22 protein-coding genes are annotated in these 24,035 nt (G+C 39.7%); 6 read left to right on the top strand and 16 right to left on the bottom strand.

Features of this window, described 5'->3' with window-relative positions; translation table 11 throughout:
- Positions 1 to 66: 66 nt before the first annotated feature.
- Entirely contained in the window at positions 67 to 1,044 is a 978-nt protein-coding gene (locus GD630_RS14625) for a glycoside hydrolase family 5 protein (protein ID WP_143868893.1), read from the bottom strand.
- 311 nt (positions 1,045 to 1,355) lie between these two features.
- On the opposite strand from GD630_RS14625, the gene GD630_RS14620 reads away from it, so the two are divergent.
- Positions 1,356 to 3,353, top strand: a complete 1,998-nt coding sequence (locus GD630_RS14620) for a DUF2961 domain-containing protein (RefSeq protein ID WP_143868854.1) — start codon at positions 1,356 to 1,358, stop codon at positions 3,351 to 3,353.
- Here the strand turns inward: GD630_RS14620 and GD630_RS14615 are convergent.
- Positions 3,350 to 4,342, bottom strand: coding sequence for a calcium/sodium antiporter (locus GD630_RS14615; protein ID WP_143868856.1), 993 nt, complete (start codon positions 4,340 to 4,342; stop codon positions 3,350 to 3,352). The two genes, GD630_RS14620 and GD630_RS14615, sit on opposite strands and share 4 nt — an antisense overlap.
- 129 nt (positions 4,343 to 4,471) lie before the next feature.
- On the opposite strand from GD630_RS14615, the gene GD630_RS14610 reads away from it, so the two are divergent.
- Positions 4,472 to 6,322, top strand: a complete 1,851-nt coding sequence (locus GD630_RS14610; RefSeq protein WP_143868858.1) for a mechanosensitive ion channel family protein — start codon at positions 4,472 to 4,474, stop codon at positions 6,320 to 6,322.
- A gap of 103 nt (positions 6,323 to 6,425) precedes the next feature.
- Here GD630_RS14610 and GD630_RS14605 read toward each other — a convergent pair whose 3' ends face one another.
- The 4 genes from GD630_RS14605 to GD630_RS14590 all read right to left on the bottom strand — a co-directional run bounded on the left by GD630_RS14605 (position 6,426) and on the right by GD630_RS14590 (position 12,320).
- Complete coding sequence (locus tag GD630_RS14605; RefSeq protein WP_143868895.1) at positions 6,426 to 7,358, bottom strand: metallophosphoesterase; 933 nt, start codon at positions 7,356 to 7,358, stop codon at positions 6,426 to 6,428.
- 94 nt (positions 7,359 to 7,452) lie between these two features.
- A complete protein-coding gene (locus GD630_RS14600; protein ID WP_143868860.1) occupies positions 7,453 to 10,263 on the bottom strand; it encodes a TonB-dependent receptor in 2,811 nt (936 codons plus the stop codon).
- A gap of 121 nt (positions 10,264 to 10,384) precedes the next feature.
- Complete coding sequence (locus tag GD630_RS14595; RefSeq protein WP_143868862.1) at positions 10,385 to 11,575, bottom strand: THUMP-like domain-containing protein; 1,191 nt, start codon at positions 11,573 to 11,575, stop codon at positions 10,385 to 10,387.
- 49 nt (positions 11,576 to 11,624) lie between these two features.
- Entirely contained in the window at positions 11,625 to 12,320 is a 696-nt protein-coding gene (locus tag GD630_RS14590) for a M15 family metallopeptidase (protein WP_394368261.1), read from the bottom strand.
- Between the two features lie 585 nt (positions 12,321 to 12,905).
- On the opposite strand from GD630_RS14590, the gene GD630_RS14585 reads away from it, so the two are divergent.
- From GD630_RS14585 to GD630_RS14570, 4 genes are all read left to right on the top strand, one after another.
- Complete coding sequence (locus GD630_RS14585; protein ID WP_143868866.1) at positions 12,906 to 13,409, top strand: RNA polymerase sigma factor; 504 nt, start codon at positions 12,906 to 12,908, stop codon at positions 13,407 to 13,409.
- Positions 13,410 to 13,626: 217 nt separating this feature from the next.
- Entirely contained in the window at positions 13,627 to 14,403 is a 777-nt protein-coding gene (locus GD630_RS14580; RefSeq protein ID WP_143868868.1) for a Cof-type HAD-IIB family hydrolase, read from the top strand.
- A 358-nt stretch (positions 14,404 to 14,761) separates the two neighbouring features.
- Complete coding sequence (locus tag GD630_RS14575) at positions 14,762 to 15,307, top strand: hypothetical protein (protein ID WP_143868870.1); 546 nt, start codon at positions 14,762 to 14,764, stop codon at positions 15,305 to 15,307.
- A gap of 30 nt (positions 15,308 to 15,337) precedes the next feature.
- Positions 15,338 to 15,658 (top strand): helix-turn-helix domain-containing protein, encoded by a 321-nt coding sequence (locus tag GD630_RS14570; RefSeq protein ID WP_143868872.1) that lies wholly within the window; start codon positions 15,338 to 15,340, stop codon positions 15,656 to 15,658.
- 701 nt (positions 15,659 to 16,359) lie between these two features.
- On the opposite strand, the gene GD630_RS14565 is transcribed toward GD630_RS14570, so the two are convergent.
- The 10 genes from GD630_RS14565 to GD630_RS14520 all read right to left on the bottom strand — a co-directional run bounded on the left by GD630_RS14565 (position 16,360) and on the right by GD630_RS14520 (position 23,796).
- A complete protein-coding gene (locus GD630_RS14565) occupies positions 16,360 to 16,521 on the bottom strand; it encodes a hypothetical protein (protein ID WP_153260244.1) in 162 nt (53 codons plus the stop codon).
- A gap of 504 nt (positions 16,522 to 17,025) precedes the next feature.
- Complete coding sequence (locus GD630_RS14560) at positions 17,026 to 17,199, bottom strand: hypothetical protein (protein WP_153260243.1); 174 nt, start codon at positions 17,197 to 17,199, stop codon at positions 17,026 to 17,028.
- The gene (locus tag GD630_RS14555) at positions 17,196 to 19,094 is read right to left on the bottom strand and encodes a glucosaminidase domain-containing protein (protein ID WP_143868874.1); all 1,899 of its coding nucleotides are present in this window, start codon (positions 19,092 to 19,094) and stop codon (positions 17,196 to 17,198) included. The genes GD630_RS14560 and GD630_RS14555 overlap by 4 nt, the downstream gene beginning before the upstream one ends.
- A 154-nt stretch (positions 19,095 to 19,248) precedes the next feature.
- Positions 19,249 to 19,668 carry an A1S_2505 family phage non-structural protein gene (locus tag GD630_RS14550; RefSeq protein ID WP_143868875.1) on the bottom strand — a complete coding sequence of 140 codons (420 nt, stop codon included), beginning with the start codon at positions 19,666 to 19,668 and terminating at the stop codon, positions 19,249 to 19,251.
- A 63-nt stretch (positions 19,669 to 19,731) separates the two neighbouring features.
- Positions 19,732 to 20,787 carry a penicillin-binding transpeptidase domain-containing protein gene (locus tag GD630_RS14545; RefSeq protein WP_182505627.1) on the bottom strand — a complete coding sequence of 352 codons (1,056 nt, stop codon included), beginning with the start codon at positions 20,785 to 20,787 and terminating at the stop codon, positions 19,732 to 19,734.
- A complete protein-coding gene (locus GD630_RS14540) occupies positions 20,784 to 21,245 on the bottom strand; it encodes a hypothetical protein (RefSeq protein WP_143868877.1) in 462 nt (153 codons plus the stop codon). Before GD630_RS14540 ends, GD630_RS14545 begins: the two co-directional genes overlap by 4 nt.
- A complete protein-coding gene (locus GD630_RS14535) occupies positions 21,242 to 21,742 on the bottom strand; it encodes a hypothetical protein (protein WP_143868879.1) in 501 nt (166 codons plus the stop codon). Before GD630_RS14535 ends, GD630_RS14540 begins: the two co-directional genes overlap by 4 nt.
- A 4-nt stretch (positions 21,743 to 21,746) precedes the next feature.
- Entirely contained in the window at positions 21,747 to 22,115 is a 369-nt protein-coding gene (locus tag GD630_RS14530) for a DUF2752 domain-containing protein (RefSeq protein ID WP_143868881.1), read from the bottom strand.
- A gap of 6 nt (positions 22,116 to 22,121) precedes the next feature.
- The gene (locus GD630_RS14525; protein ID WP_143868883.1) at positions 22,122 to 22,568 is read right to left on the bottom strand and encodes a CD225/dispanin family protein; all 447 of its coding nucleotides are present in this window, start codon (positions 22,566 to 22,568) and stop codon (positions 22,122 to 22,124) included.
- A gap of 640 nt (positions 22,569 to 23,208) precedes the next feature.
- Positions 23,209 to 23,796, bottom strand: a complete 588-nt coding sequence (locus GD630_RS14520; RefSeq protein WP_143868885.1) for a tyrosine-type recombinase/integrase — start codon at positions 23,794 to 23,796, stop codon at positions 23,209 to 23,211.
- Positions 23,797 to 24,035: the final 239 nt, after the last annotated feature.

Below are 24,035 nucleotides of genomic sequence, written 5' to 3'. Positions count from 1 at the left end.
ATGCAAAGCTAGTAAATAAGGAATGTAAATTATTGACGTTATTTGCCTAAAACTGATATTATTTTATCATTCTTTATTTTTATAAATATGTGAGTTGTATTGTTGGATAAACTTACGGCTTTGACGTCCTGCGGGTTTTATTAAAGATTCGTCCCATCCTCCGTTTTTGCTTGCTCGCGGAAGAATCATGGAGCAAGTTTCGTTCTTGTCTGAAATGGACCAGTTAACCCAGCTGATCTTTTTGCTTTCCAGCCATTCTACCCAGCGGGTCCATTCCGGTATGTCTAATGGGCCGTCGCCAGTACATTCCATGCCTGCGCATTCTGAAACAAAGATGGGAATACCTTTTTTCCATGCCGCTTCAGCTCTATCCCGTAGCCCTTGTTTATGGGTAGCGGCATAGAAATGCAGAGTATACATTATATTATCGAATCCTTTTAAAGGACTTTCTGCTACCAAGTGTAAGTCCTGGTCCCAGTGTGGACTGCCTACGAGAATAATATTATCAGGATCATATTTACGTATTTCAGAGATAATATCAGTTGCATATTCTTTCACGCTTTCCCAACTGTCTTCCATGGGCTCGTTATATATTTCATAAATAATATGAGGATATTTCCCATATTTCTGTGCCATCATTGAGAAAAATGCTTTCGCTTCTTCTTTTTGTGGATAATAAGTATGCCAGTCGATTATTACATAAATATCATTTTTGATGGCTGCTTTAATTACTTTATTCATACATTTTAGAGCAAATTCCGGATTCTCGATGTAATTATCTTCAATAACTGTTCCCATTGCTGCACGTAAGACGGTACATTTCCAATCTTTTTTCAACCATTTTACAGATTGCTTATTGTAAAATCTGGGCCATAGATTATGCCAGCCATAACTGACTCCTCTTAATACGATAGGTTCTCCGGCTTGGCTACATAGTTGATTGCCTTTTACTTGTAGTTGTCCCCATTGTTTTACAGGGTCTTTGCTGTAACCGAATAATGATATCATGGAAAATAAGGTGGTAAACAAAATGACTTTCTTCATTCTCATAATAAATTAGGTATAACATATAAGATGGACGTTGCAAAGTAAGCACAAAAAAAATATGTAAAAAAGTGCTTTGTTATCATATACTGATACTTTTCTTACTATTTATTTAGAACAGGGGTGCATTACCTTATTATATATATAAAAAAGGATTAAGTCGGAAAATAAATATGATAACAGATAACTTGAAGGTTGAAATAGTATATTGATTTGATAATAAAGTAGTTGTATGCCTGTATAAGTTGCCGTACTTTTATGAATTAAATTTTATAGATAGAATTAATGTTTTACTTTATGTTTATTACCTTATGAAAAGAAGTATTTTTTTTATTTGTTTTGTTGTTTTCGGAGCTGTGTCACTGTTGGCAACTGGTTCAATAGTCTCTACAGTGCAGCCGGGTTGGCAGGTCGATAGTATATCTTATGGTATATCCCGAATGGTAGATATTGCATCTTTACCCCTGTTAGATCGTGGAACCTCGGTCCACTATGAAGGTAGCATTGATAAAAGAGGAAAGAATGCCGACTGGGATTGGAGCCTTTATCAGGATCAACGTGGAGAATGGGTAATATTTGATGCCGAGGGTCCGGGATGTATTTATAACCTTGTACAACATCGCTATATGAGTTCAAGTGATCCGCTTTTTCGCTTTTATTTTGATGGAGAAGAAACACCTCGTTTTAGTTTACGTTTATCTGAATTCGGAGAGAAGGAGCCCTTTATTAAGCCTTTGGCTGAAAGCTATATTGGTCCGTTTGATAATGGAAGAGGACCCATACGTGTGGCACGAAGCTTTGTGCCGATGCCGTTTAACAAGGGTTGTCGTGTAACCACTGATGTGAAACTGGAAGGTTATGACAGAACAAAAGGTGAAGGAGGTTGGGGACATATTGTATACCACACTTATACGGACAATGGAATCAATACATTTACCGGGAAGGAAAATTATGATACTTTGATACAATTATGGAAAAAACAGGGAAGCGGTTTTTTGTGTGATGATCAATTGGTATATCATCGAAAGTCGGAACAAAAGGTCAATGCTGGCGAATGTATTACTTTATTGGATGAAAAAGGAGAGGGAGTTATCGGGTCTTTAAAATTTTATCTTCCGGCGATTAATGAGCAGCACTTGCAGGATGTGTGGATTCATATGTTTTGGGATGCTCATCAACAACCCGACATTTCTTGTCCTTTGGCTTGTCTGGGAGGTAACTCTTTGGGTTTTCACGATACTAACTATTTACTGTCCGGATATAACACGGACGGTTGGTTCTATAATTATTTTCCAATGCCATATTGGAAGCATGTGAAGATAATGATTGAAAATCGTAGTGGCGTTCCTGTTTCTTTGGGATTTTCAGAAATAGCAGTTTCCCGCTCGGTTTATCCTACATCTAATACCGGATACTTTCGTAATACACCATATTATACACGAAAACATGTGGCAGGAACAGATAGTCCGATAGCTGCTATTCAAGGAAGAGGAAAAATGGTTGCCGCTCATATCACATGTCATGCCGAACGCTCGCATATTATTTCTTGCGAAGGGGATGTTCGTGTATATATTGACGGCAAACGGACACCGCAAGTTGAGAGTGACGGTTCTGAAAGTTATGTTTGTTATGGCTGGGGATTCCCGACTCCACCTGAAGTACATCCGATGGGTGGGTATGACGGTCTTCCGGATAATCCTTGGTCTATGACTCGTTTTTGTATTGGTGATAGTTATCCTTTCTATTCGGAGTTAAAGTTTGGAATAGAGTCGGGAGAATATAACAATCAGTATTTGGAACATTCGGGTACTATCTTTTATTATGGTCAGGATAAAAGTGTGTTGGTGAAAACCGATAGTTTGAATTTGAGTTCTCCGCATGCTATTAAACAGCATTCTTATAAGGCTATGGGCAATGTGCGGAAAACAAAACTGGAAAGTTTTTTTGAAGGGAAAGAGGACAGTGTTTTATGCATGGGAGAAGTTGTCCGGTTCAAGAACTGTAGTAGCTTCAGAGTGAATATCCTTTCTCAAAATGAAGGAGTGCGCTTGCGTAGATTGAGTGATCAAAACGATACCCGGCAAGCTGCACGTGTTTTTGTTGATGGTGAAGAGGTTATAGAACGTTTATGGTATGTAGCTGATAGCAATCCTTATAAACGCTGGCTGGAAGATGATTTTGAAATTCCAGCCAGATATACTAAGGGAAAGAAATCTTTAAATATTCGTATTGTTCCTGTTTCTATGTCTAAGGAGGGGAGGATTGCTTGGAATGAGGCAGAGTATCAGGTCTTTTGTTATATTATTTAAGTATTATAAATCAATACTAATGTATAAGCTATATAACAAGCCACCATGATACTTCCCTCTATCCGTGTAATCGTTCGTTTGGCGAAGAATAGCCCGAAGAACCAGAGCAGGATACCGGAACCTACTAATGTGAATAAGTCGAAGTTGGTAATTCCGTTAAGATGGAGCGGGGTGATACTTGCACTGCATCCCAATACGAAGAAGATATTGAAAAGATTGCTTCCTATTACATTACCGATGGCAATCTCCGGATTTTTCTTCAATGCGGCAACGATGGAAGTGGCAAGTTCGGGCAGAGAAGTGCCTCCCGCTACCAAAGTCAGGCCGATAATCGATTCACTGACTCCCAGACTGCGGGCAATACCAGTGGCTCCATCGACAAATAACTGTCCTCCATATATAAGTGCAGCCAGACCGCCGATGATATATAGAGTGGATTTCCACCAGGGGAGCGATTTGATTTCCTCTTCTTCGGTGGAGTGCTTGGCTGGCTGTGCATTGTCCGCTATAGGCTTGGAAGGACCAGAGGAAGCGATAGCAAATGTATATCCCATAAAGATGGCGAAAAAGCAAAGCAATAACAGACCGTCTACTCTATTTAGAATATTCTCTGATGCCTTATCCAGAAAGACATCGTTGGCACAAACCAATAAAATGATTGAAGAGAGTATGCAGAGCGGTATTTCTTTTCTGAGCGTATTACGGGTGATGACAATCGGGGCAAATAGGGCGGTGCAGCCTACGATCATCAATGTATTGAAAATATTGCTTCCCACTACATTACCGATAGCGATGTCCGCACTGCCTTTGAGAGCGGAAGAAACGCTGACCGTCAGTTCTGGGGCAGAAGTTCCGAATGCGACAATAGTAAGCCCGATAACGATAGGCGGAATGCGAAAGCGTTTGGCTACTGAGGCGGAACCGTCTGTTAATCCGTTGGCACCTAGCAGAATGAGGATAAGTCCCCCTATAAGAAATAATATATTCATAGCTTTTTCCGTTTGAATTGCAAAGATAATCAATTTAGGAATTGTAATGTCAAAAACAATCCGTATGTTTGCTCTGTTTTAGTAAAGAAGTGGATTGACCTTAATTTGTAATCATTTGAATAGTAGAATATGGAAATAAATAAAATAAAGCGGTTGGTGCTGATATTGTTGATGTCTTTTGCAACAATTGGGGTACAAGCGCAGTTGGAGCAGGCTGTCAAAAAGATATTTGCAGGGGATAGTATAACCGGTGTACATGCTTCTATGAAACAGGAATCGGACTCTGCCTATGTGGCAAATTTGCAAAAGACATTGGAGACTGCCCGGCTTAATGAGGCGAATATGCGGATGGAGATGGAACAGATGAAGCTTCAGATGGCCGCAGCCGATTCGGTGAAGTATGCCCAGCAACGACAACGCATCGATTCTTTGCGTCAGTTTACCAAAGGCATCCCTGTAGTGGCGGATGGCGATACTTTATTTTATCTTTATACAAAACGGGGTGGGTATACTCCTCAACAACGGGCGCAAATGACCGGTAGCGCCATTGAAGAATTGGGAAGGCGCTTCAATCTCCGTCCCGATTCGGTTTCTGTAGACCATTCGGATATTGTTTCCGATTTGATGTATGGCAATAAGGTGTTGCTATCCCTTACGGATCAGGACGCTTTATGGGAGGGCGTTTCCCGTGATTCTCTGGCGAATGAGAGACGGCAGAACGTTGTTGACAAACTGCACGAGATGAAAGCGGAACACGGGATTTGGCGAATGGCAAAACGTATTCTCTATTTTGTATTGGTGATTGTAGGCCAGTATTTTTTATTCCGTCTTACCAATTGGTTGTTCCGTAAGTTGAAAGTACGCATTCTGCGCTTGAAAGATACGAAGATAAAACCGGTGTCGATTCAAGGATATGAATTGTTGGATGCACAGAAGCAGGCGAATCTGTTAGTCTTTCTAGCCAGTGTAGGGCGGTATATCCTTATGGGATTGCAATTACTGTTTACCGTACCGCTGATTTTTATTATTTTCCCACAGACGGAAGGGTTGGCTTATCGTCTGCTCGGTTATATCTGGAATCCGATTCGTGGAATCTTTGTCGGTATCATTGACTACATTCCTAAACTGTTTACCATTATTGTGATCTGGTATGCAGTGAAATATCTGGTGCGTTTCGTGTTGTATCTGGCACGTGAAGTAGAGGGAGGGCGTCTTAAGATCAACGGCTTTTATCCGGATTGGGCAATGCCGACGTTCCATATTATCCGTTTTCTGCTCTATGCCTTTATGATTGCGATGATTTATCCCTACTTGCCGGGTTCCAACTCCGGAGTATTTCAGGGAATATCGGTGTTTGTCGGCTTGATTGTCTCACTCGGTTCGAGTACGGTTATCGGCAACATCATTGCCGGATTGGTGATTACTTATATGCGTCCGTTCAAGATAGGAGATCGGATTCAGTTGAATGATACTACAGGGAACATTATTGAGAAAACTCCGCTTGTCACCCGTATCCGTACGCCTAAGAATGAGGTGGTCACTGTACCCAACTCTTTCGTCATGTCGTCTCATACCGTGAACTATAGCACGTCAGCACGTGAATACGGGCTGATTATTCATTCTGAGGTGTCCATTGGTTATGATATCCCTTGGCGGAAAGTAAATGAATTGTTGATTGATGCGGCATTGAATACTCCCGGTGTAGTGGACGACCCGCGTCCGTTTGTTCTGGAAACTTCTTTAAGTGACTGGTATCCGGTATATCAGGTGAATGCTTATATCAAGGAAGCTGATAAAATGCCTCAGATTTATTCAAACCTGCATCAGAATATTCAGGATAAATTTAATGAGGCGGGTATTGAGATCATGTCACCGCATTATATGGCTATGCGAGATGGTAATGAAACGACGATTCCGAAAGATGATTTGAGAAATACAAGTCCTACAGATAAGGCTGCTCAAGAAAGTAAGCCGAAATGACTGTGACCGATAGATATATAGTTAGAGTGTCCCTTTCATCACGAAAGAGACACCCTATGTCGTGTGTTTTTTCTGAGAGTAGAATTTATCTTTTTAAGAGAACTTATTTCTTTCGGGTGATTGTATAAAGCACATTTCCTTTCTTGTCTATCATGCGTAGATTAAGTTCTTTCTTGTTGATAGAGCAGATGGAGAAACCCGGTTCAGGACTACAGAATTTTGTTCCTTCGATGGGCTTTACTTTGCGTGCCAGTGATGCAGAGGAATTGACAATATAGTCGATGTCACTTTCCGGAACGCGGATATGCTGGAAGTTGTGGATATGTCCGCAGATATACATATCTACTTTATATTTGCGCAAGAGAGGGTCTATACGTTTCTGCATGTCCATCCGTTCGCTTTCTTCTTTCGGGGTGTATGCATAGATAGGATGGTGTCCGGCTACGATAATCCAGTCTTCTTTGGCATTAGCCAGCACAGAATCCAACCATGCCAGTTGTTTGTTGATATCCTGTTGGCAGGCATCGGGGTATTTATCATTCTCTTTGCGGTATTTGTCGATCAGAGGAGTCGTGTCAATCCAAATGATACGGATGGTTGCACCTTCTTCTTCGAATCTCTTTGTATAGTAACGGTCGGGCATTGTCCAACGGCGGCTAATATTGGTGTAGTCCAATACAGCTTGTGTGTTACCGCGATATTCGTGATTTCCCAAAATCGGAAACCAATCAATCATCAATTCCGGATGAGAATAGATAAGTTCGTAGTTGGTCATCCATAAGGGGTCGTTCACGCTGCGCACTCCTTCGAAATGATGGATATCCCCGGTAGCTAGGACGAATTCGGGACCGACCTCTTCTCCCATCGTACCCATCAGTTCGGCAATCGGTTTTTGGTCATAATATCCGTTACGTCCCAAGTCGTTCGCTATGTAGAAGTTGAACTTCTGATCAAATATAGAATAATCCGTCAATTGTGCCTGAGCGAATGTACAGACGGAAATCAGTGCTAGAATCAATAAACCTTTAATCTTTATATTCATATTCTGTTGTATATTAGATGTTTGTAAATATATGCAATTATTTTATTTTTGAGGGACTGTTGGTTTAAAAGGAACAAATCAGCCTGTATCAGAAGTTGACTTTTACTCCGGCGTTAATCTTCACTCCATAGTGTTCCGACTGCATTGTACGGTCTTTGACGCCTTGATAATAACGCAACGGCTGGTTCAGCAAATTGGTGGCATCCGCATAGAACGTAGTCTTTATTTTCTTCCCAAACGTATAGCTGGCGTTCAAGTCCATGTAATTGACTGCATCGTAATAGCGGTCTAGTGCGGCAACTTCTCCCATTTCATCGATAAAACTGGAGGCGTAGTTATAAGAGAGACGTACGTTGAATCCTTTCTTCTCAAAATAGAGAGAGGCGTTGGCAGTGTGTTCCGGAGAACCGGGTAGAGACAAGTCTTTTTCATTTTCACGTCCTTCGAAGTTAAAGTTGTTCACTTTAGTGTGGGTATAGGTGTATGTGCCGTAGAATCCGATACATTTCAGTGCGGGAGCAATGAAACTGAAATCACGTTGGTAAGCAAGTTCTACGCCTAATAGATCTGCATCACCTGCATTTTGGGGCTGAGTGAATTTTTTGTATTCGTTATTCTGGTAGGTATAATCTCCTATTACCTGGTCTACAATGAAATCGTTGATTTTCTTGTAGAAAATGCCTGCACTGACCAAACCTACACTTTTGAAGTAATAATCTGCACTTAAATCGAAGTTGTAGGATATAGTCGGAGTTAAATCAGGATTACCCATCACCAGCTCGTTGTCGCTACGGTTGATATTCACGCACGGGATCAATGCCGAATATTTGGGACGGCTTAATGTTTCTGTAAAAGATGCGCGTACTTTGAAATTGTCGTTTACATCGTATTTGAATAAGACGCTGGGAAGCCAGTTGACATAGTCATTTTTATGATCACCGGTCGGTTCGAGGCTTTCATCTTCGTTTTCATCTACGTTCCAATTCCAGCCGTTGTATTTAATATGAGTGGCTTCCATACGGAGTCCTAACATCATCTTTATTTTCTTTCCGAGATTCTGGTCGAAACGGAAGAAAGCGGAAGTGACGTTCTCTTTGGCGTGGTAATTGCCGGAAGACTCTTCAAGAACCTGCTCGCCTTCCATATTGGCCAGATTGAGTGATCCTAAGTATTCTTTGGAGACGAAATCCGTAGCTTTGTATTGGCTGCCGGGCATGAAGCCGCCTCGGATCTGACTGGTAAGATTGTTCATGTATTCTGTATCGTAGGTGTCTTTATATGCATCTGCGTAGTCGTAGCAGATTACGTCACGGTCTTTTGTCTTGGAAACATATTTGGCTCCGAACTTCAGACTGTTGCCGTAGATACCGTTGGTTAAAGGCAGTTCGAAATTGACTTTGAATTTCAGGTCATTTTCATAGATTTCCTGATTGCTTTCGGTCAGTTCCTTTACTTTCCATTTTCCTCTTTCACCGTCTACTTTTCCATTGTGGAGGCTTACATCTGTTGTCACGTATGGAAAACGGTCGCCTGCATCTACGACGTCGAATCCGAGAAAGTCCTGTTTCAGGTTAAAATATCTTTCGTTCGGACGATCTTCGGTGGCACGTGCGTAAGAAGCTCCCCAATCCATAGATAGTTTGCCGAATTGGTGCTCTCCACTCAGACTGAAATCCATAGTCTGCTGTAATTCCAAACGGGCATTTTTATTGTTGGGTGTGCCTCCTTTAGTTTCTATCTGTGCGGATTGTTGCATTTCACCTTCGTCATCCAGTCCTGTCTTGTCCAGGTCCTTATAAGTGACGCGGTAACGGTTTTCCCAGTCATGGCGGCGGTTATAGATACCCTGCAATATCAGTCTGTGGTTCGGGTTTATATCGTAGTCGAAGGCCAATGAGTAGCTTTGGCGTTCACGGGTTACGTAGTATTGGCGTTTTTGTGCTTCTACCATGACTACTTCCCCTTTCTTGTTGACATCATATTCGAACTCCACATCATCCGATCCTACCGGAGCGTTTTGGTAGGAGATAGCAGCCATTACTCCTAATTTATTATTGAAGAATCGATCGCCGTAGGTAAGCCCCAGATTCAATTGGGCTTTTTCACTGACCCAGTTGTATCCGGTTCCGGCAGTAGCACTGAAAGTACGTTTGTACGGAGTGCTTTTCGTGACGAGATTGATGGAGCCTCCGATAGCGTCTCCGTCCATATCGGAAGTAACTACTTTATTCACTTCAATGGTCTGTATCATATCGGCGGGAATCAGATCGAGCTGAACGTTTCGCGTATCACCTTCAGCGGAAGGAAGGCGGTTGCCGTTGATGGTTACGGAACTAAGGTCGGCGGAAGTTCCGCGTACTTGTCCGAAGCGGGCTTCTCCCTGGTCATATTGTACGTTGATACCATTGATACGTTTCAACGCATCTCCGATATTAGAGTCGGGGAATTTACCGACTTGGTCGGCTGAAACGACATTAGTGATTCCCAAATTGTTTTTCTGTGCATTGATAGCACGGCGTTGTCCCTGGAAAGCACCGCCTACCACTATTTCCTGCAGTTCCAATCCTTCGTTGAGCACTACATCTTTTTCGAGTGTCTTTCCGGCAGGAATGGTTATCTTCATTTCGACAGGAGAGTAACCTACATAACTTACTTTTACGGTGTATGTGCCGGGAGTAAGATTGGCAAATGTGTAGTAACCGTTGATATCACTTGTTACTCCGGTGTGTAATTTCTCAATATAGATGGAGGCTCCCGGAAGAATTTGTTTGGAAGTATCCACAATACGTCCGCGGATAGTACCTTGTTTGACTACGTTCACTTTTTCTTCTGCAAAAGTGTTACCGCTTGTACTCATAATTAAAAGAACTAATGAGACTAATCTGATAAATCGTTTCATAAATGTTAGCGTGCGTTAATTATTTGCTGCAAAAGTAGAGGGGTGACGTTTCTTGCTTTTTACAGTTGGTTGAAGAACGCATAACAAATATGTTACGTTTATATTACGGCATTTGAGATGTCTACTTGATTTTCTCGCAGCGGATCAGGACTTTCTGTTCGTTATTTAATGTGCTGGCAAATAGATAAGTATCTCCTCCTTCCGATAGCTTGAACCGTTTACGGAGTTCGGCTACCGTAGCCGGGAAGTTGCGGATGGTGATGTTTGCTTTCTTGAGGTCGGCCAGACATTCTTTGCTTTCTTTTTTATTGAAGCTGCATTGATTGACAATCCGGAATATTCTTCCGGGAAAGTTATCAATCAAGGTGTCGGAGGTGTAAAGATGACTGTTGGGGTGTAATTTCCTTATAGGAAAAGCGGATGACAGGCTTTTGAAAGCTCCGGCTTTCAGAAGGGAGGCATTAGGCTCATACAGATATTCATCTAAAGAATCTGTGTAGTTACATTGGCTGCATTGCTCCTGTTCACGGGTGAATGTAAAGTGTTGTCCTTCTTGCTCTCCTTTGGTGGAGAGGTTGACACAATGGATTATGATTTCTTGCGGTACTGTCTGACCGAGAATCAGCAGCAACTCCTTACATTCGTTATTGACGGATATAATATGGACTTCCTGTGTCTGTTGCAGTTCTCGTAGTGCCAATGAAAGGTCGAGCATAGGGGAGAGCTTTACCATTACCTGCTTGGCCTTGTTTAGTAAGAGTCCTTCGAGTTCGGCTACGTCGGGCTCGCAGTCGGAGATAGCGACAGCTTTACCTCCGTGCTCATTGCGGCGGGCGGGATCGAGAAAAATACAGTCTACCGGAGACATTGCTTTCAAGTGAGCTATTCCGTCTTCGTTCTTTACATTAATGTGGTTTAGACCCAATATGGGGAAATTGTGTGCGGCTATTCCGCACAATTCTTCTTGTCGTTCTACATAAGTGACGGATTTGAATCTTTCGGCAAGGAATGAACAATCTACCCCGAATCCTCCAGTCAGATCAGTTAAGGAATCTCCTTGTAGGAGACTGGCTTTGTAATAGGCGGTGATCTCCGAAGAACATTGTTCTAAGGACAGGTGCTTGGGATATCTTATATCTTCTATCTTTTTCCACGACGGAATCTTTTCTGCGGCAATTTGCCGTCCTGCAATCTGAGTGATAGCGACCGGCATATCTACATCCGGATATTTTTTGCTTTGTAAAGCAAGAGTACGTACATCGTCTGTTGAATGTTCGCGGATAAAAAGTCGGGTTTCAGAGGAGATATACATAAAGATATGGTTATATGGTACGATAATGTGATTAATGATGGGGTGCCGGTCATGGAATTAATTTATATTTCTGTTTAGCTACATCCCGGCTGCAATAATTGAAATGCCACCATTCACTGGGGAGTGCACGAAATCCGGCTTTTTTCATTACTGTCCGTAGCAGTAACCGATTCTGATGTTCCGTCTCGCTTATTTTTCCATTGTGTACCAGCTCGTTTTCTTGTGTGATATGGGCTTCTACACCCAGATGGTCTACTTTCGTTCCCATAGGCAATGGTTGTCCAAATGAATCCAGAATACTGAGATCCACGGCTAAGCCATAATTATGTAGTCCACCACCCCGATTCGGATTGGAGACGTATTTGTATTTGGAGGTTCCTTTCACTACATTCCACATTTTCTTCTGTACAGACATTGGACGGGCAGCATCGTAAATGATGAGGCTATAAGACGGGTGTAATTCCTTTAAAGCTCTTTGCGCCTTCACGAGAGCATATGCGGCGTCCGGGTGCAAATAAGCTTCTGTCAGATTATCGTAAAGGACTTTCCCGGTGAAGTTATCATCCTGTGTGTACATTAGCTGTACAGCAAGACTATTGTCTAGCTCAGTAACGTTTATCAATCCTAAAGAATCCATGTATAGAGTCATCGGACTTTTTTTAGGTTGAGGGGTTCTTGGGGGTACTCCGGAAATGTACGGGCACCATGTTAGTAGTAGGTAGAGAATAGGCAAACAGCATTTCATCATCATCATTATACTTTTTATTTTGTATGCCAAAGATACTCTTTTTGCTTTTAGCTTGCAAATGAGGCTATATCTAAAATATAATTTATTCCCGTTTTCTTCCGATGAAATGGGCAATTTTTTAATATTCATTCTCTGGTGATAGTTGTATATTGTATATAATTATTTGTATATATGCATTATTCTTTATATGTGGATAGATTTTTTTTTATAACTATTTCTACTTCCTACCTGTAATGTGCCGATAAAGTAATACATTTGTATCCATAATAAAAATGTTCTAGTAACATGATCTAAATCAGTCTTATGAATTTTAGAATATAAAAAAGACAGCTGTTTGTGAAAATCGCTAATATTGTTTGTTTGTGTTATCCCATTTTGAGTCAAGTGTGACTTCAAAATGGGATTTTTTGTTGTGTGACATACCGGGACACCACCCAAAAACTATCAAAAATGACCTAAAAATAGTCGGTGGATAGATTTTCCCCTAAAAAATGTTTATTCTCGGTCCATTGCTTCCATCGAATTCTCGTAAACTTGCACCATCGAATTGAAACAAGTATTCACAAATTAAAAGTAACGCATATGAAAAGTTTAAGCTTCAAGAAAGACCTGGTAGGAGTACAGGAAGAATTGCTCCGTTTCGCTTATAAATTAACAACCGATCGCGAAGAAGCAAACGATTTGTTACAGGAAACTTCATTAAAAGCCTTGGATAACGAAGATAAATATACCCCCGATACAAACTTCAAAGGATGGATGTACACTATAATGCGCAACATCTTTATTAATAACTATCGTAAAGTGGTACGCGACCAAACGTTCGTCGATCAGACCGATAACCTCTACCATATAAACCTGCCACAAGATTCAGGATTTGAAAGCACGGAGAGCGCTTATGATTTAAAAGAGATGCGCCGTGTGGTTAATGCTCTTCCAAAAGAATATAGAGTTCCGTTTGCTATGCACGTATCCGGGTTTAAGTATCGTGAGATTGCTGAAAAATTGAATCTTCCTTTAGGAACAGTAAAAAGCCGTATCTTCTTTACCCGTCAGAGATTACAGGAAGAATTGAAGGACTTCCGCTAAGCGTTCACTATTAATTTTCAGTTGGTATCAATAGGTATAGGGCAAAAGGATCTCGTTTCCTTTTGCCTTTTTTATTTTATGTGTCGGAGGCCTGTATCTGTTATGGGAATTTTTTCAGTAACTTTGTCACTGTTTAATTGACTGCTCTGACTTATCAGTCGAGGATAGTCGATTTGCTTCTCTAAATTATCGAAGAATAAATAAAGATATAAATGTTATGATAAAAGCGATCATGCTCGATGTGGATGGAACATTGGTAAGTTTTGAAACTCATAAAGTTTTGCCATCCTCTGTTGATGCCCTTAGGAAGATTCATGACGATGGAATTCGAATAGTCATTGCTACCGGTAGAGCGGCAGGCGACCTTCATGAAATAGCCGATGTTCCGTATGACGGAATTATAGCATTGAATGGTGCCGACTGTGTTTTGCGGGATGGCACTGTAATAAGAAAGTACCCTATTCCCAAAAATGATTTTAAGAAAGTCATGGAAATAGCAAAAGCCTTTGATTTTGCAGTTGCTATTGAATTGGATGAAGGTGTGTTTGTCAATCGTCTGACTCCGACTGTTGAACAGATTGCAAAAATCGTGGAACACCCTATCCCGGCCGTTGTAGACATTGAAGACCTGTTTGAAAAGAAAGAGTGCTGTCAGCTTTGTTTTTATATCGATGATGAGATGGAACAAAAGGTGATGCCGTTTCTGCCTAATCTTTCTTTGTCGCGCTGGCATCCTTTATTTGCTGACGTGAATGTGGCAGGGATAAGTAAGGCAACCGGGCTTTCGGTATTTGCCGATTATTATGGGATCGGAATGACGGAAATAATGGCTTGCGGCGATGGTGGTAATGATATTCCTATGTTGAAAGCTGCCGGAATCGGAGTGGCGATGAGAAATGCATCGGAGATAGTCAAGGCTTCAGCCAATTTTGTTACTGATACGGTGGAGAATGACGGGCTTTGTAAGGCGCTGAAACATTTGGGAATTATTTAATATTAGGTGCTCTGAAGCTTAATATTATAGGCTTGTTTCCCTATTCCTTATTCTTCGCTATTCCTGCTTTGTCCGTTGCTGTTGTTTTTACCTGTTTGGGAACAATTAAAGAACAACAATGCGGGGACATTGGGTAGATATTTGATGTTAGGAGCTATCCAACGAAGTGGATAGCGTGCAGGAAAATGAAGAAATATTGCCGGGACAAGATATAGGAAATTGGGACAAAGACACTACCATTTGCCATACAGCAGCACAACCTAACTGAATAAAACATTTTTTCTATTAAAACTAAACCTATAAGTTTCATTTTTCGTTTAATATTCGTATCTTTGTTCTACAGTAAATCAAAGAAGATATGACATTTGACGATATTACTGAAAATGGAAAGTTGTGGGCGGTACGCTTCAATGGAGAACCGGAAAATGAGCTTTCTAAATTATTTGCGAAATGGAATGATACGGATTGGTTACGTTCTTTTTTCAGAAAAAATATAGACGACCTTAGCAGCTATTTCAAAATAATGGATATTACACAAGCCGTGAAAGACACCATTGAGGATAGTGATGAACTGGAATGTGTTTTCTTGGATTTATCGCCGGAAGCTGATTTAAGTATGTTTTTTCGGCCGTTGAGTAACAGTGAGACGTCAGATGTGATGTTACAGAAGGAAAAAGCTCGCCTGAAACGTAGATTGAGACATTCGTCATGGCTGCGCTTGTATGCTATCAAATTAGTTTCTGGTGTATACATCATCACGGGGGGAGCTATCAAGCTGACAGCGACTATGCAAGAAAGAGAGCACACCCGCAACGAACTGACAAAATTGGAAAAGGTACGCCGCTACTTACTTGAAGAAAACATTACGGATGATATCGGATTTATGGAGTATCTGAATGATTAATATAATAATGGTAATGGAAGGAGAAACGATATGGAAGAAAAGATGAAAACAGTTGTTGAAAAGCTGAAGGAACGTGCTTCTACAACGCCTTCAAAATGGCGTGAAGAAGCTGAATACCGCCGTGCTAACAAAACGTGGTTGCGCTATTCACAACACATAGCATTACTAATGCTGGATAAAATGGATATGCTCGGAATGAACAGAAAGCAACTTGCAGAAAAGATGAATTGTAGTCCGCAGTATATCTCTAAGGTACTAAAAGGACGTGAGAACTTATCGCTGGAAACGCTTTCTAAAATAGAAATGGCGCTGGGGATTTCTATTATTAAGGAAGAGCCCATAACGGTATGATATTCATGTAAATGACAAACTGGAGGAAAGGTTTGCTATCAGATCTCTCGGGATCTCGTGCTCAAACTGCGGTAGGCTGCTGGCAGATAGTTTTTCTAGGAACGGCAGCTGGTACTCAAATTGCTAGCAGGTTAACGGGTGGTACCGGGTTACCCCCGCCCGCCTATATTGTTGAACGTAAAAAAGCCGCTAAAACTGCAATTTTAGCGGCTTTTTGTACTTAAATAACTGTTAGGTGTGGACCAGCCTGGGCTTGAACCAGGGACCTCCAGATTATGAGGCTCTAATACTAACCTTATATTAGGTTGATTGTTAACACGTTAATTATCTCTATGCAAGTTCAGAGGTCAACAATAGGTCAACATTGAACTTACTCTGCAAAGTTAACAATAAGTCCTCATATCAAGAACTAAATCACTGTTTATTATTACATCAAGGTGCAGAATCTTATTTATATGTGTGCCTGTCCTGCCATGTTTAAAACTCCGCTCTATGTATTATGTTCTTCTCCTGTTATTTAATATCATTAAATTTGAATTCAACCTTTCATAGATAGGGGTATTATATAAATATATCTTGTAGTAAAAGGTAGTATTGGTAATGTATTGACATCTCTTTATAACTAGGACAATCTCCCCCTCTTCCTAAATCAACTGACATTCCAGTCAATTCGTTTAACTTGTCTTGTGTTACTATTCTACTCATCGTTTAAATTCTTTATTACTTACCTTATTAAGTTCATCTTTATAGAATGCCTTACTATCTATAATAACTGGCTTACCATTTAGGAACCCTACATTAGATTCCATAATATCATCTGCAACAATCGTACCATTTGAGAATGATACATCATTAGTAGCCATTTACAGTTATCACGTTTAACAATTAATGTATTGTTATATTAATTTAATTACTATCTTTGTTGCCAGAGCGGCTATCCTCGTCTCGTGAGAGAATTAAGAGCCGCTTCATGGCAGATTAGTTATCTAATAACTCTTAATTGGAGGAGAAGTTATGAAGAATAACTATTCTTTAGGTAAGACTGTCTTTGTCCGCGACTACTGGCGGTTCCGCTATGGAAGGTGGGAACATGTCAAAGCTCACTGGCGTAGACCGCCCAGACGTAGACGAAGAGGTACTTACCTTAGGCACTGTGCCTGATTGCTTTGGTGATAAGCCTGTCTTAGTAAGGGCTTACACTCGTACTAGATTTGGCGACAGGAGCATGTAAGGGCGTACTGTCGCACTTTACCTAAGTAAAGATTCACCAAAGGAGCCTGATTCTCACCACAGAATTAGGCTCCTTTTATTGATGTAAAGTTACTCATTACTAGTCTACTAAACTAATGGGGATGTGTTAAGTATTGTTACTTCATTGTATCATCTCCGAATATGTCTTTTAATAGCTTCTCCAGTTGCTTAGGCTTAGGAGGGTCGCTAAGAACTTCTATAGTGTCATTACTATGTTTCAGTTCTTCCTTCCATTCTAACTTCTGCTTCTTAATATTAAGATAGCTCCACTTTACTCTTCTTATGTTCATAATTTACCTCCATTCTTATATCCTAGTTTACCTAATTCATTTAATATCTTGTGTACTGTGCTATCATCCAGACCAAATAAGGTGCTTATATAGTCCTTCGTTTTACTTTGCTGCTCTGGGGTCATTAAATTGTATCTAGGCGCTTTTAAACCTATTCTTAGTGACATCATTTCGCTGTTCAATTCTTTTGGACTGCCTTCCCAAGTACCAGCTTTGGTCTTTAAAGGAGTAAGAGCTTCTGATGTTATAAAATCATCATTCACTATTCTATAGTCATTAACCTTTGTCCGTCTATTTGCCATTAGTGCTAGGTCAGGTAGGGCATTTTGATAAGAATGCTGTAATTCATGAGCAACATTCATCCTTATTGCCCCAGTCGGAATTAAGAACTTAGAGTTAGGCGACTTACGTAAATTAATGTGGCTATTTATACCCCAACCTCTACTGTTGACCCCTGTAGAGTTGTCTGGATTATCAAAGTTGCTGTAAGTCTTGGAATTAAACGTATACTTGGTATTAGTTCCTTCTAGTGGTCTGATATCGTGATACACATCTGGGTAATTGTCACTCCTGTACTTATAATCGTCCATATTAATTGCTTCCACTTCAGCGCTAGTCGCATCTCCAACCTTATGTGCTTTCTCTAAATACCTTCTTCTCTCTTTGTAAGTAAGCGGATACGTTCCGTCTTTCCTAGCCTGTCTAAACCTCTTAGGAGAGCTTACAAAGTCCTTAGTAATAATTACATAGTCCTTACCAACTCGCTTAAGTGTCTTTAATGGCTTCTCTATAAAGTTGGGAAGTAATAGCAATTCTGCACCCAAAGCAGCCTGTCCGTAATTACCAGACCTAGCATCTTGGTATATATCTCTGGCTGATTCAATATCGCCTAATGGAGTAGTTGCTGATAGTATCTCTCTACCTACATCTCCCACAGCTCTCCTTCCTCTATCTACAGCACCTGCTAAGTTAATATTCTTAGTAGTAACTGTAACTTCTGGTAGAGTTACGTTGTTCATGCCATTCTCATTAGTAACTGGCAATACCATATTACCTCTCTTATCATAACCTCCCATATATTTAATAGGTTGAGCTGGATTCTGATACTTAATAATACCACCTTCTCTGAAACTATTATATACACCTCTTAATGAGTTGGCATATTCCTTAGCTTCTGCATACCTTCTCTTACCTTTATTGCTACCAGTAAGCTTAGCTACAAACTTATTAATATCATCATTCTCATCAAAGTCATATAGTCTCTTTAAGAATTGTATCTTATCTGCTGCATACTCATCCATAGAATTATAAGACCTAAACTTCTGCTTAATAGCTTCACCTTTAGCATTCTTATCATTACCAGTTACATAGTCACCTTTCCATGAACTACCAGTAGTCAGATTACCAAAGTTGTACTTACCTTGCGCAGACTTACCCCAACTAGATTCTAGTGCGTCTTGTGCTAACAACATTCTAATTGCATTATCATTAGTAATACCAGCCTTCTTATAAGCATTAATAAGTTCTGTAGTCCATTGCTTTCTGTTAGTATATGGACTCTTCCAAGTTGATTTGGCAGTCTTAGTAACTGGCTTATTAATTACTGGCTCTACTGTAGGATTATTAGCTACTACAGGAGATTCTTCTACTGCATCAGGTTTACTATCCTCTCTAGTAGGTACTACTAATCCTTGTGGAGTATTGTAAGTTGTATTAAAGTTGTATTCACTAAATGGATTAGTAGGATTAGTTATATCCTTATAATCTATAGTAGGATTCTCTACAACATTATAGTTTACAAATCTCATACCTTGTTGAGCTTTCTTGATTCTCTTCTTATAAGTTGGGCGGCTTGATTTAACAAACTTCTTGCGCATATCTCGTTTGCCATTCATAAGTATTCAACCTTTCTAACATAGGGGTATTATATATGAATATATGTCTTAGAAAGGTTGAATACTATCTAACAGCTTTGGATGTATCAATTCGCAGGAATACAATCAACAATCTGTCTAAATACATCACCTGCCATTAGTGGCACAATGCTTGTTAACCTGTTATTACATCAATAAACTCTTTAGGTAAGCTTACATTAGTCAGGTTTATAGCATTGTCAAATAGAGGAGCTATATCTTCATCTCTAAAGCCTGCGATTCCGCAACCAATCCTTGTAACTAAGAAATGTAGGTTAGTATTAGCCTTAGCAAACTCTATAAATTCATCTGTGTACGGTTTTATAGTTCTCACTCCACCTTGCATAGTAGGTATGGCATAGGACTGTCCTTGAAGTCCTACACCTTGTCCCATAATTGCACCAAAGCACTCTCTAGCAATACGTGCAGCACCGCCACCATGTATACCTTGTAAGTTACTGCCAAAGACAAAGATTTCATTGTCTTTTAATTCTCCAATATATGCAGGAGTAATACCACAACTTACTATTTTAGGCTTGTTACTCTCTTTAATCATAATAGTTATCTTCTAAGATATTATAGTTTAAATTTAGCTGTTGTAAAGATAAACATTATTTAATTATAGACTATCAACAATCTGCTTAAATACATCACCAGCCATTAGTCCACCACTGGCTGGTAATCCAGTCTTATTAATAGTAACTATGATACTATACTTGGGATTATCAACAGGGAAGTAACCACAGAACTCAACTGCATACATATCTTTAGTACTATCCTCATTAGTAGATAGCGAACTAGTTCCCTGTATACCTGCAACTACTACCTTATCAGACTTGGCAGGTTGCCCTAGTCCGTCAGTAATATTAAGTACTAGAGCTTTCTTCAAACTGTCAATATTAGCCTTACTTGCTATTTGGGGATTAATAACTACTACACTATCCTTATATAGTTGAGGCTGTATCATCTTCCCATTATTAGCAATGGCATTATAGAAGGTCAGTATTTGAATTGGTGATACCTGTTGGTTATAACCAATACTAAACCATACAAAAGCTGTCTTAGTCCAGTTGTTGTCTTTAGGAGTTATAAAGTGTGCAGGCTTTAAATTGGCTATCCCTGTTATACTATCTGGCTTGCCATAGCTCATATTAGCAAGTAAGTCAAAGCATGATTGGGGATTACTACCAAATGCTTTCTCCATAGTCTTATAAATAGCTATATTGGAACTAACCGCCAATCCTTCTTGTACTGTAAGTTCACCGTATCCGCCCCTATGCCAATTATGGTCTTTAAGCTCTCTACCGTGAACTTGGTAGATACCATTCCCAGTATCAACTCTATCACTCAATCTCACCTTACCAGTTTCTAAGGCTGCTAATAGTGATATTGGGTGCATCAGACCCGTAGACTGCCATACAGAGAGGTTCTCACAAGATTGGTAGTCTGTACTGTCTTTCTTGGTAAGTCCAACCAGAGCCTTAATTTGCCCTGATTGAACTTCCATTACTACTACCTGCCCAGATTGGGCATTTACCTCTGATAGCTTACTTCCCAATATGGCAATAGCATTAGTTTGTAATGTACTGTCTATAGTGCAAGTAGGTGATGTTACTTGCTGTCTGGATTGACAAGATACACACAGTAAGATTGATAGTAAATATATGTACTTCATGGTTTGTGACATTTAGGGTTATCTTTATTCCTTCTCACATAGAGTATACTAAAAGTGACTATTGCAATTATGATAAATGACAATACAATTCCAATGCTCCCATAAGTTAAAATGGTAACTCGTAAGGGATTGGTTTGGCTATCAGCTTGTTGCTTAGCCATTTCCTCTTGGTAAAGTCTCTCGATACCAGCTGTAAAGTCTAATGTACCACCTTGTTGTGCCTTAGCCTGTTGTTGCTGTTGGCGCTCTGCTTCCCTCTCTTGGTAAAGTCTGTTAACATCAGTCATGAAGTCTAATGTGCCTCCTTGTTGGAAGTAAGACCCTTTATGCTTAGATAGATGAGGTACTTTATCAGTAGTGGTAATACTGTCCATAGTTAAGCTATTTGCTGCCATTACTTGTTCTTTAGACTGGTAAGACAAGCATATAAGGATTGCTATTAAATATATATACTTCATAATTTATTGTGCTTAGGATTATACTTGTTCCTCCTCACATATAGTATTCCAAAGGTGACTATTGCGACTATAATGAATACTGATACGATTCCAATAGTCCCATAAGTTAATATAGCGGCTTGTTGTGCCTTAGCTTTTGCTTGTTGTTGCTGTTGTTCTTCTGCTTCCATTTCTGCAATGAACTTTGCTATATCAGCATTAAAACCCTCTTCATCAAACCCTATAACTCCTCCTTGTTGTTCTTTAGCTTCCTCAACTTTGGCTCTCTCTTCCTCTTCAAACTTCTTCTTGTAAGACTCTTCTATCCTCCTATCCCTACCAGATGTAGTTCCGTATTGGGCTTTGATAATTCTACTTCCTTCATCCTTAGAGATATGCTTGTCAGTTGTACTAGCAATACTGGCTTGTAATGTGCTTGTAGTCGCTGATGTTACCGCTTGCAGTTCAGTCTGATAACAGAGACATAACAAGGTTAGTATAAATGAAATGTACTTCATAATCCTAGATGTTAATTAAGTTTCTAATAATCCACCATAACACGACAATGATTAAATAGCACCATATATATGACTTATTGTGTATCTTAACATAAAGGTCTGGTCTACTGCATCTGTAGCATTCCGCCAATGACAGTATTACTATAACTGGAAGTGTTGCTACTAATAAAGCATTATAGTGGAATGCCTTTGATATATCTAAATGTAATAAATAATGTATTGCCCTTTGAGATCCACATCCGGGACATTGCAATCCAGTTAGAAGCAAGAATGGGCATTTAGGAAAGATACTATAATTACATGGATTGTAACAATAGCTAATAGTAGTTAGTACTAGTATCAGTACAACTACCCCAATCTTCCACCACTTCATTACTGCTTAGTAATTAGCAAGTAGCAGTATATATATTGCCCAGAATATAAGATAGACTACCACAAATGCCAACATTATAAAGAATCCCCAAAGAGTCCACTTCTTCGCCTGTCTGGAATGGTACAATGCCTGTTCATACTGCCCAGTAGAGTATAATGCTTCTATCTTGGTTGCGTTGACAATTCCCATGATACCAAAGGGCAGGCAACAGAGACAAGTCACTAAAATGGATTCTACCAACCATGTCTTAGGCATAATACTCTTATTGGCTATTGGCGGTTCCGGTGGTAGACACGCAAGTAAATCAGCTAATTCGGGTACTTGCTTGGCAGGTTTCCATTCAGTAAATCCTACCGTCCATACCATTGTGTTTGGCGTAATATTCTTACTGGCTAATACATCCAGAGGAAATGGTCCTTGCTTGGCATTGTTAATTAATATATAAAACTCCATAGTATTTAAGTTGCGCCTACCTATCCCCTCTGGTAGGCAGTTATAGAATTAGAAGCATTGGGAATGATAATGAGCCGTCTGACAGTGTGTGCGCTATTATAATGCTCCATAAATCATAATATTATGCACTACAGGACTAATAGCATATAACTGAATGCCATAGTAGTGTATTGTTTTACAAATATAATAATTACAACAATTACCTACCCAAAGAATTTAATATAAAAATACCTAATCTCTGGATTTAGTAAGGATTTTAACAGTCTACATACCATTTGAGAGGTAGGGGCTAGTTGTAAATATGCCTGTTCCATAGTCTATTATTAGTTGTATCTAGTTCCCAATAGATACAGTTCTACATACAAGAAGGTGCGGGAACTGTCAATGTATATGTCTCCAAGCATCGCCAAACGCTCCAATCACAAATACACAACAGTAACCCGCACCAGACGATATATGGACTATCATTAGATAGGCATATAACACTAGTGCGGTGTTGTGCACGTTCCTGTGATTGTATAAATTTGGCGAATTTAGAGACAAGAACGATGCAAAACACCTTTCGTTAATATGTCCTCCTATTGCTAGGATTGGCACAAAGATAGCGAAAGGTATTTGTATTTGCAATTAATTTTATGAGTTAAAAGCTAAGACAGTCATAAGTATTAAGTAACTCTTCCTGTCTCAATCCCAAGTACCTTTTAGTAATTGATACACTGGAATGATTGAATAGCTCCATGAGCTTGACAAGTGCAAGCTCCGAACTATCGCTGTTCATGTTATACACCTGTCTGCCAAAAGTCTTTCTAAGGGAATGGCAACTGAAATTGCCTATATGTAACCTGTACTTCCTCTTAATCTCTTTCAGCATGACATTGATTCTTTGGACTGTGTACACTGTCCCCTTCTGACTTATCAATACGGGTGCATTTATACCAACTGGATTTATATGCTCATAACAATCTCTGATATGTTGCTGTAGCTGCATATTAATCCTAATCGTCCTTTGCTTCCCTGTTTTAATCTCTGTAACGGTAAACTCGTCTGTATCTAATATCTGATTCCATCTTAAAGAAAGAATGTCAGAGATTCTTAGACCTGTAAAGCAACCCAAAGCAATAAGAAGTGACATTTTATAATTACTACCCTTTGCCAACTTCCTTATTAGGTTCATTGCTTCGCTCCATTGCAGGTAGTCTGCTGTTGTACTTGAATACTTTAGTGACATAATGTTCTGATTTATAGTAAAACTAATAAGAGTGAATATTAATTTTAAACTGGAATGTCTAACTTACTGACTACTAGTAAAACGTTCACTAATAGTAGAAGTGAATGTTATACTACCAACCATTGAAAAGGAAAGAGTGCCTATATATAGTATATAGATACCCTTTCAGTAATACTATTACCTCTTAGTAAAGCAATAGCCAATCAATAGAATATACCCAATCATTATAACTGGGTATA

Source organism: Bacteroides zhangwenhongii (assembly GCF_009193325.2).
GTDB lineage: Bacteria > Bacteroidota > Bacteroidia > Bacteroidales > Bacteroidaceae > Bacteroides > Bacteroides zhangwenhongii.
The sequence above is the reverse complement of the archived record's forward strand: the minus strand, read 5'-3'. Positions and strand labels throughout refer to the sequence as shown.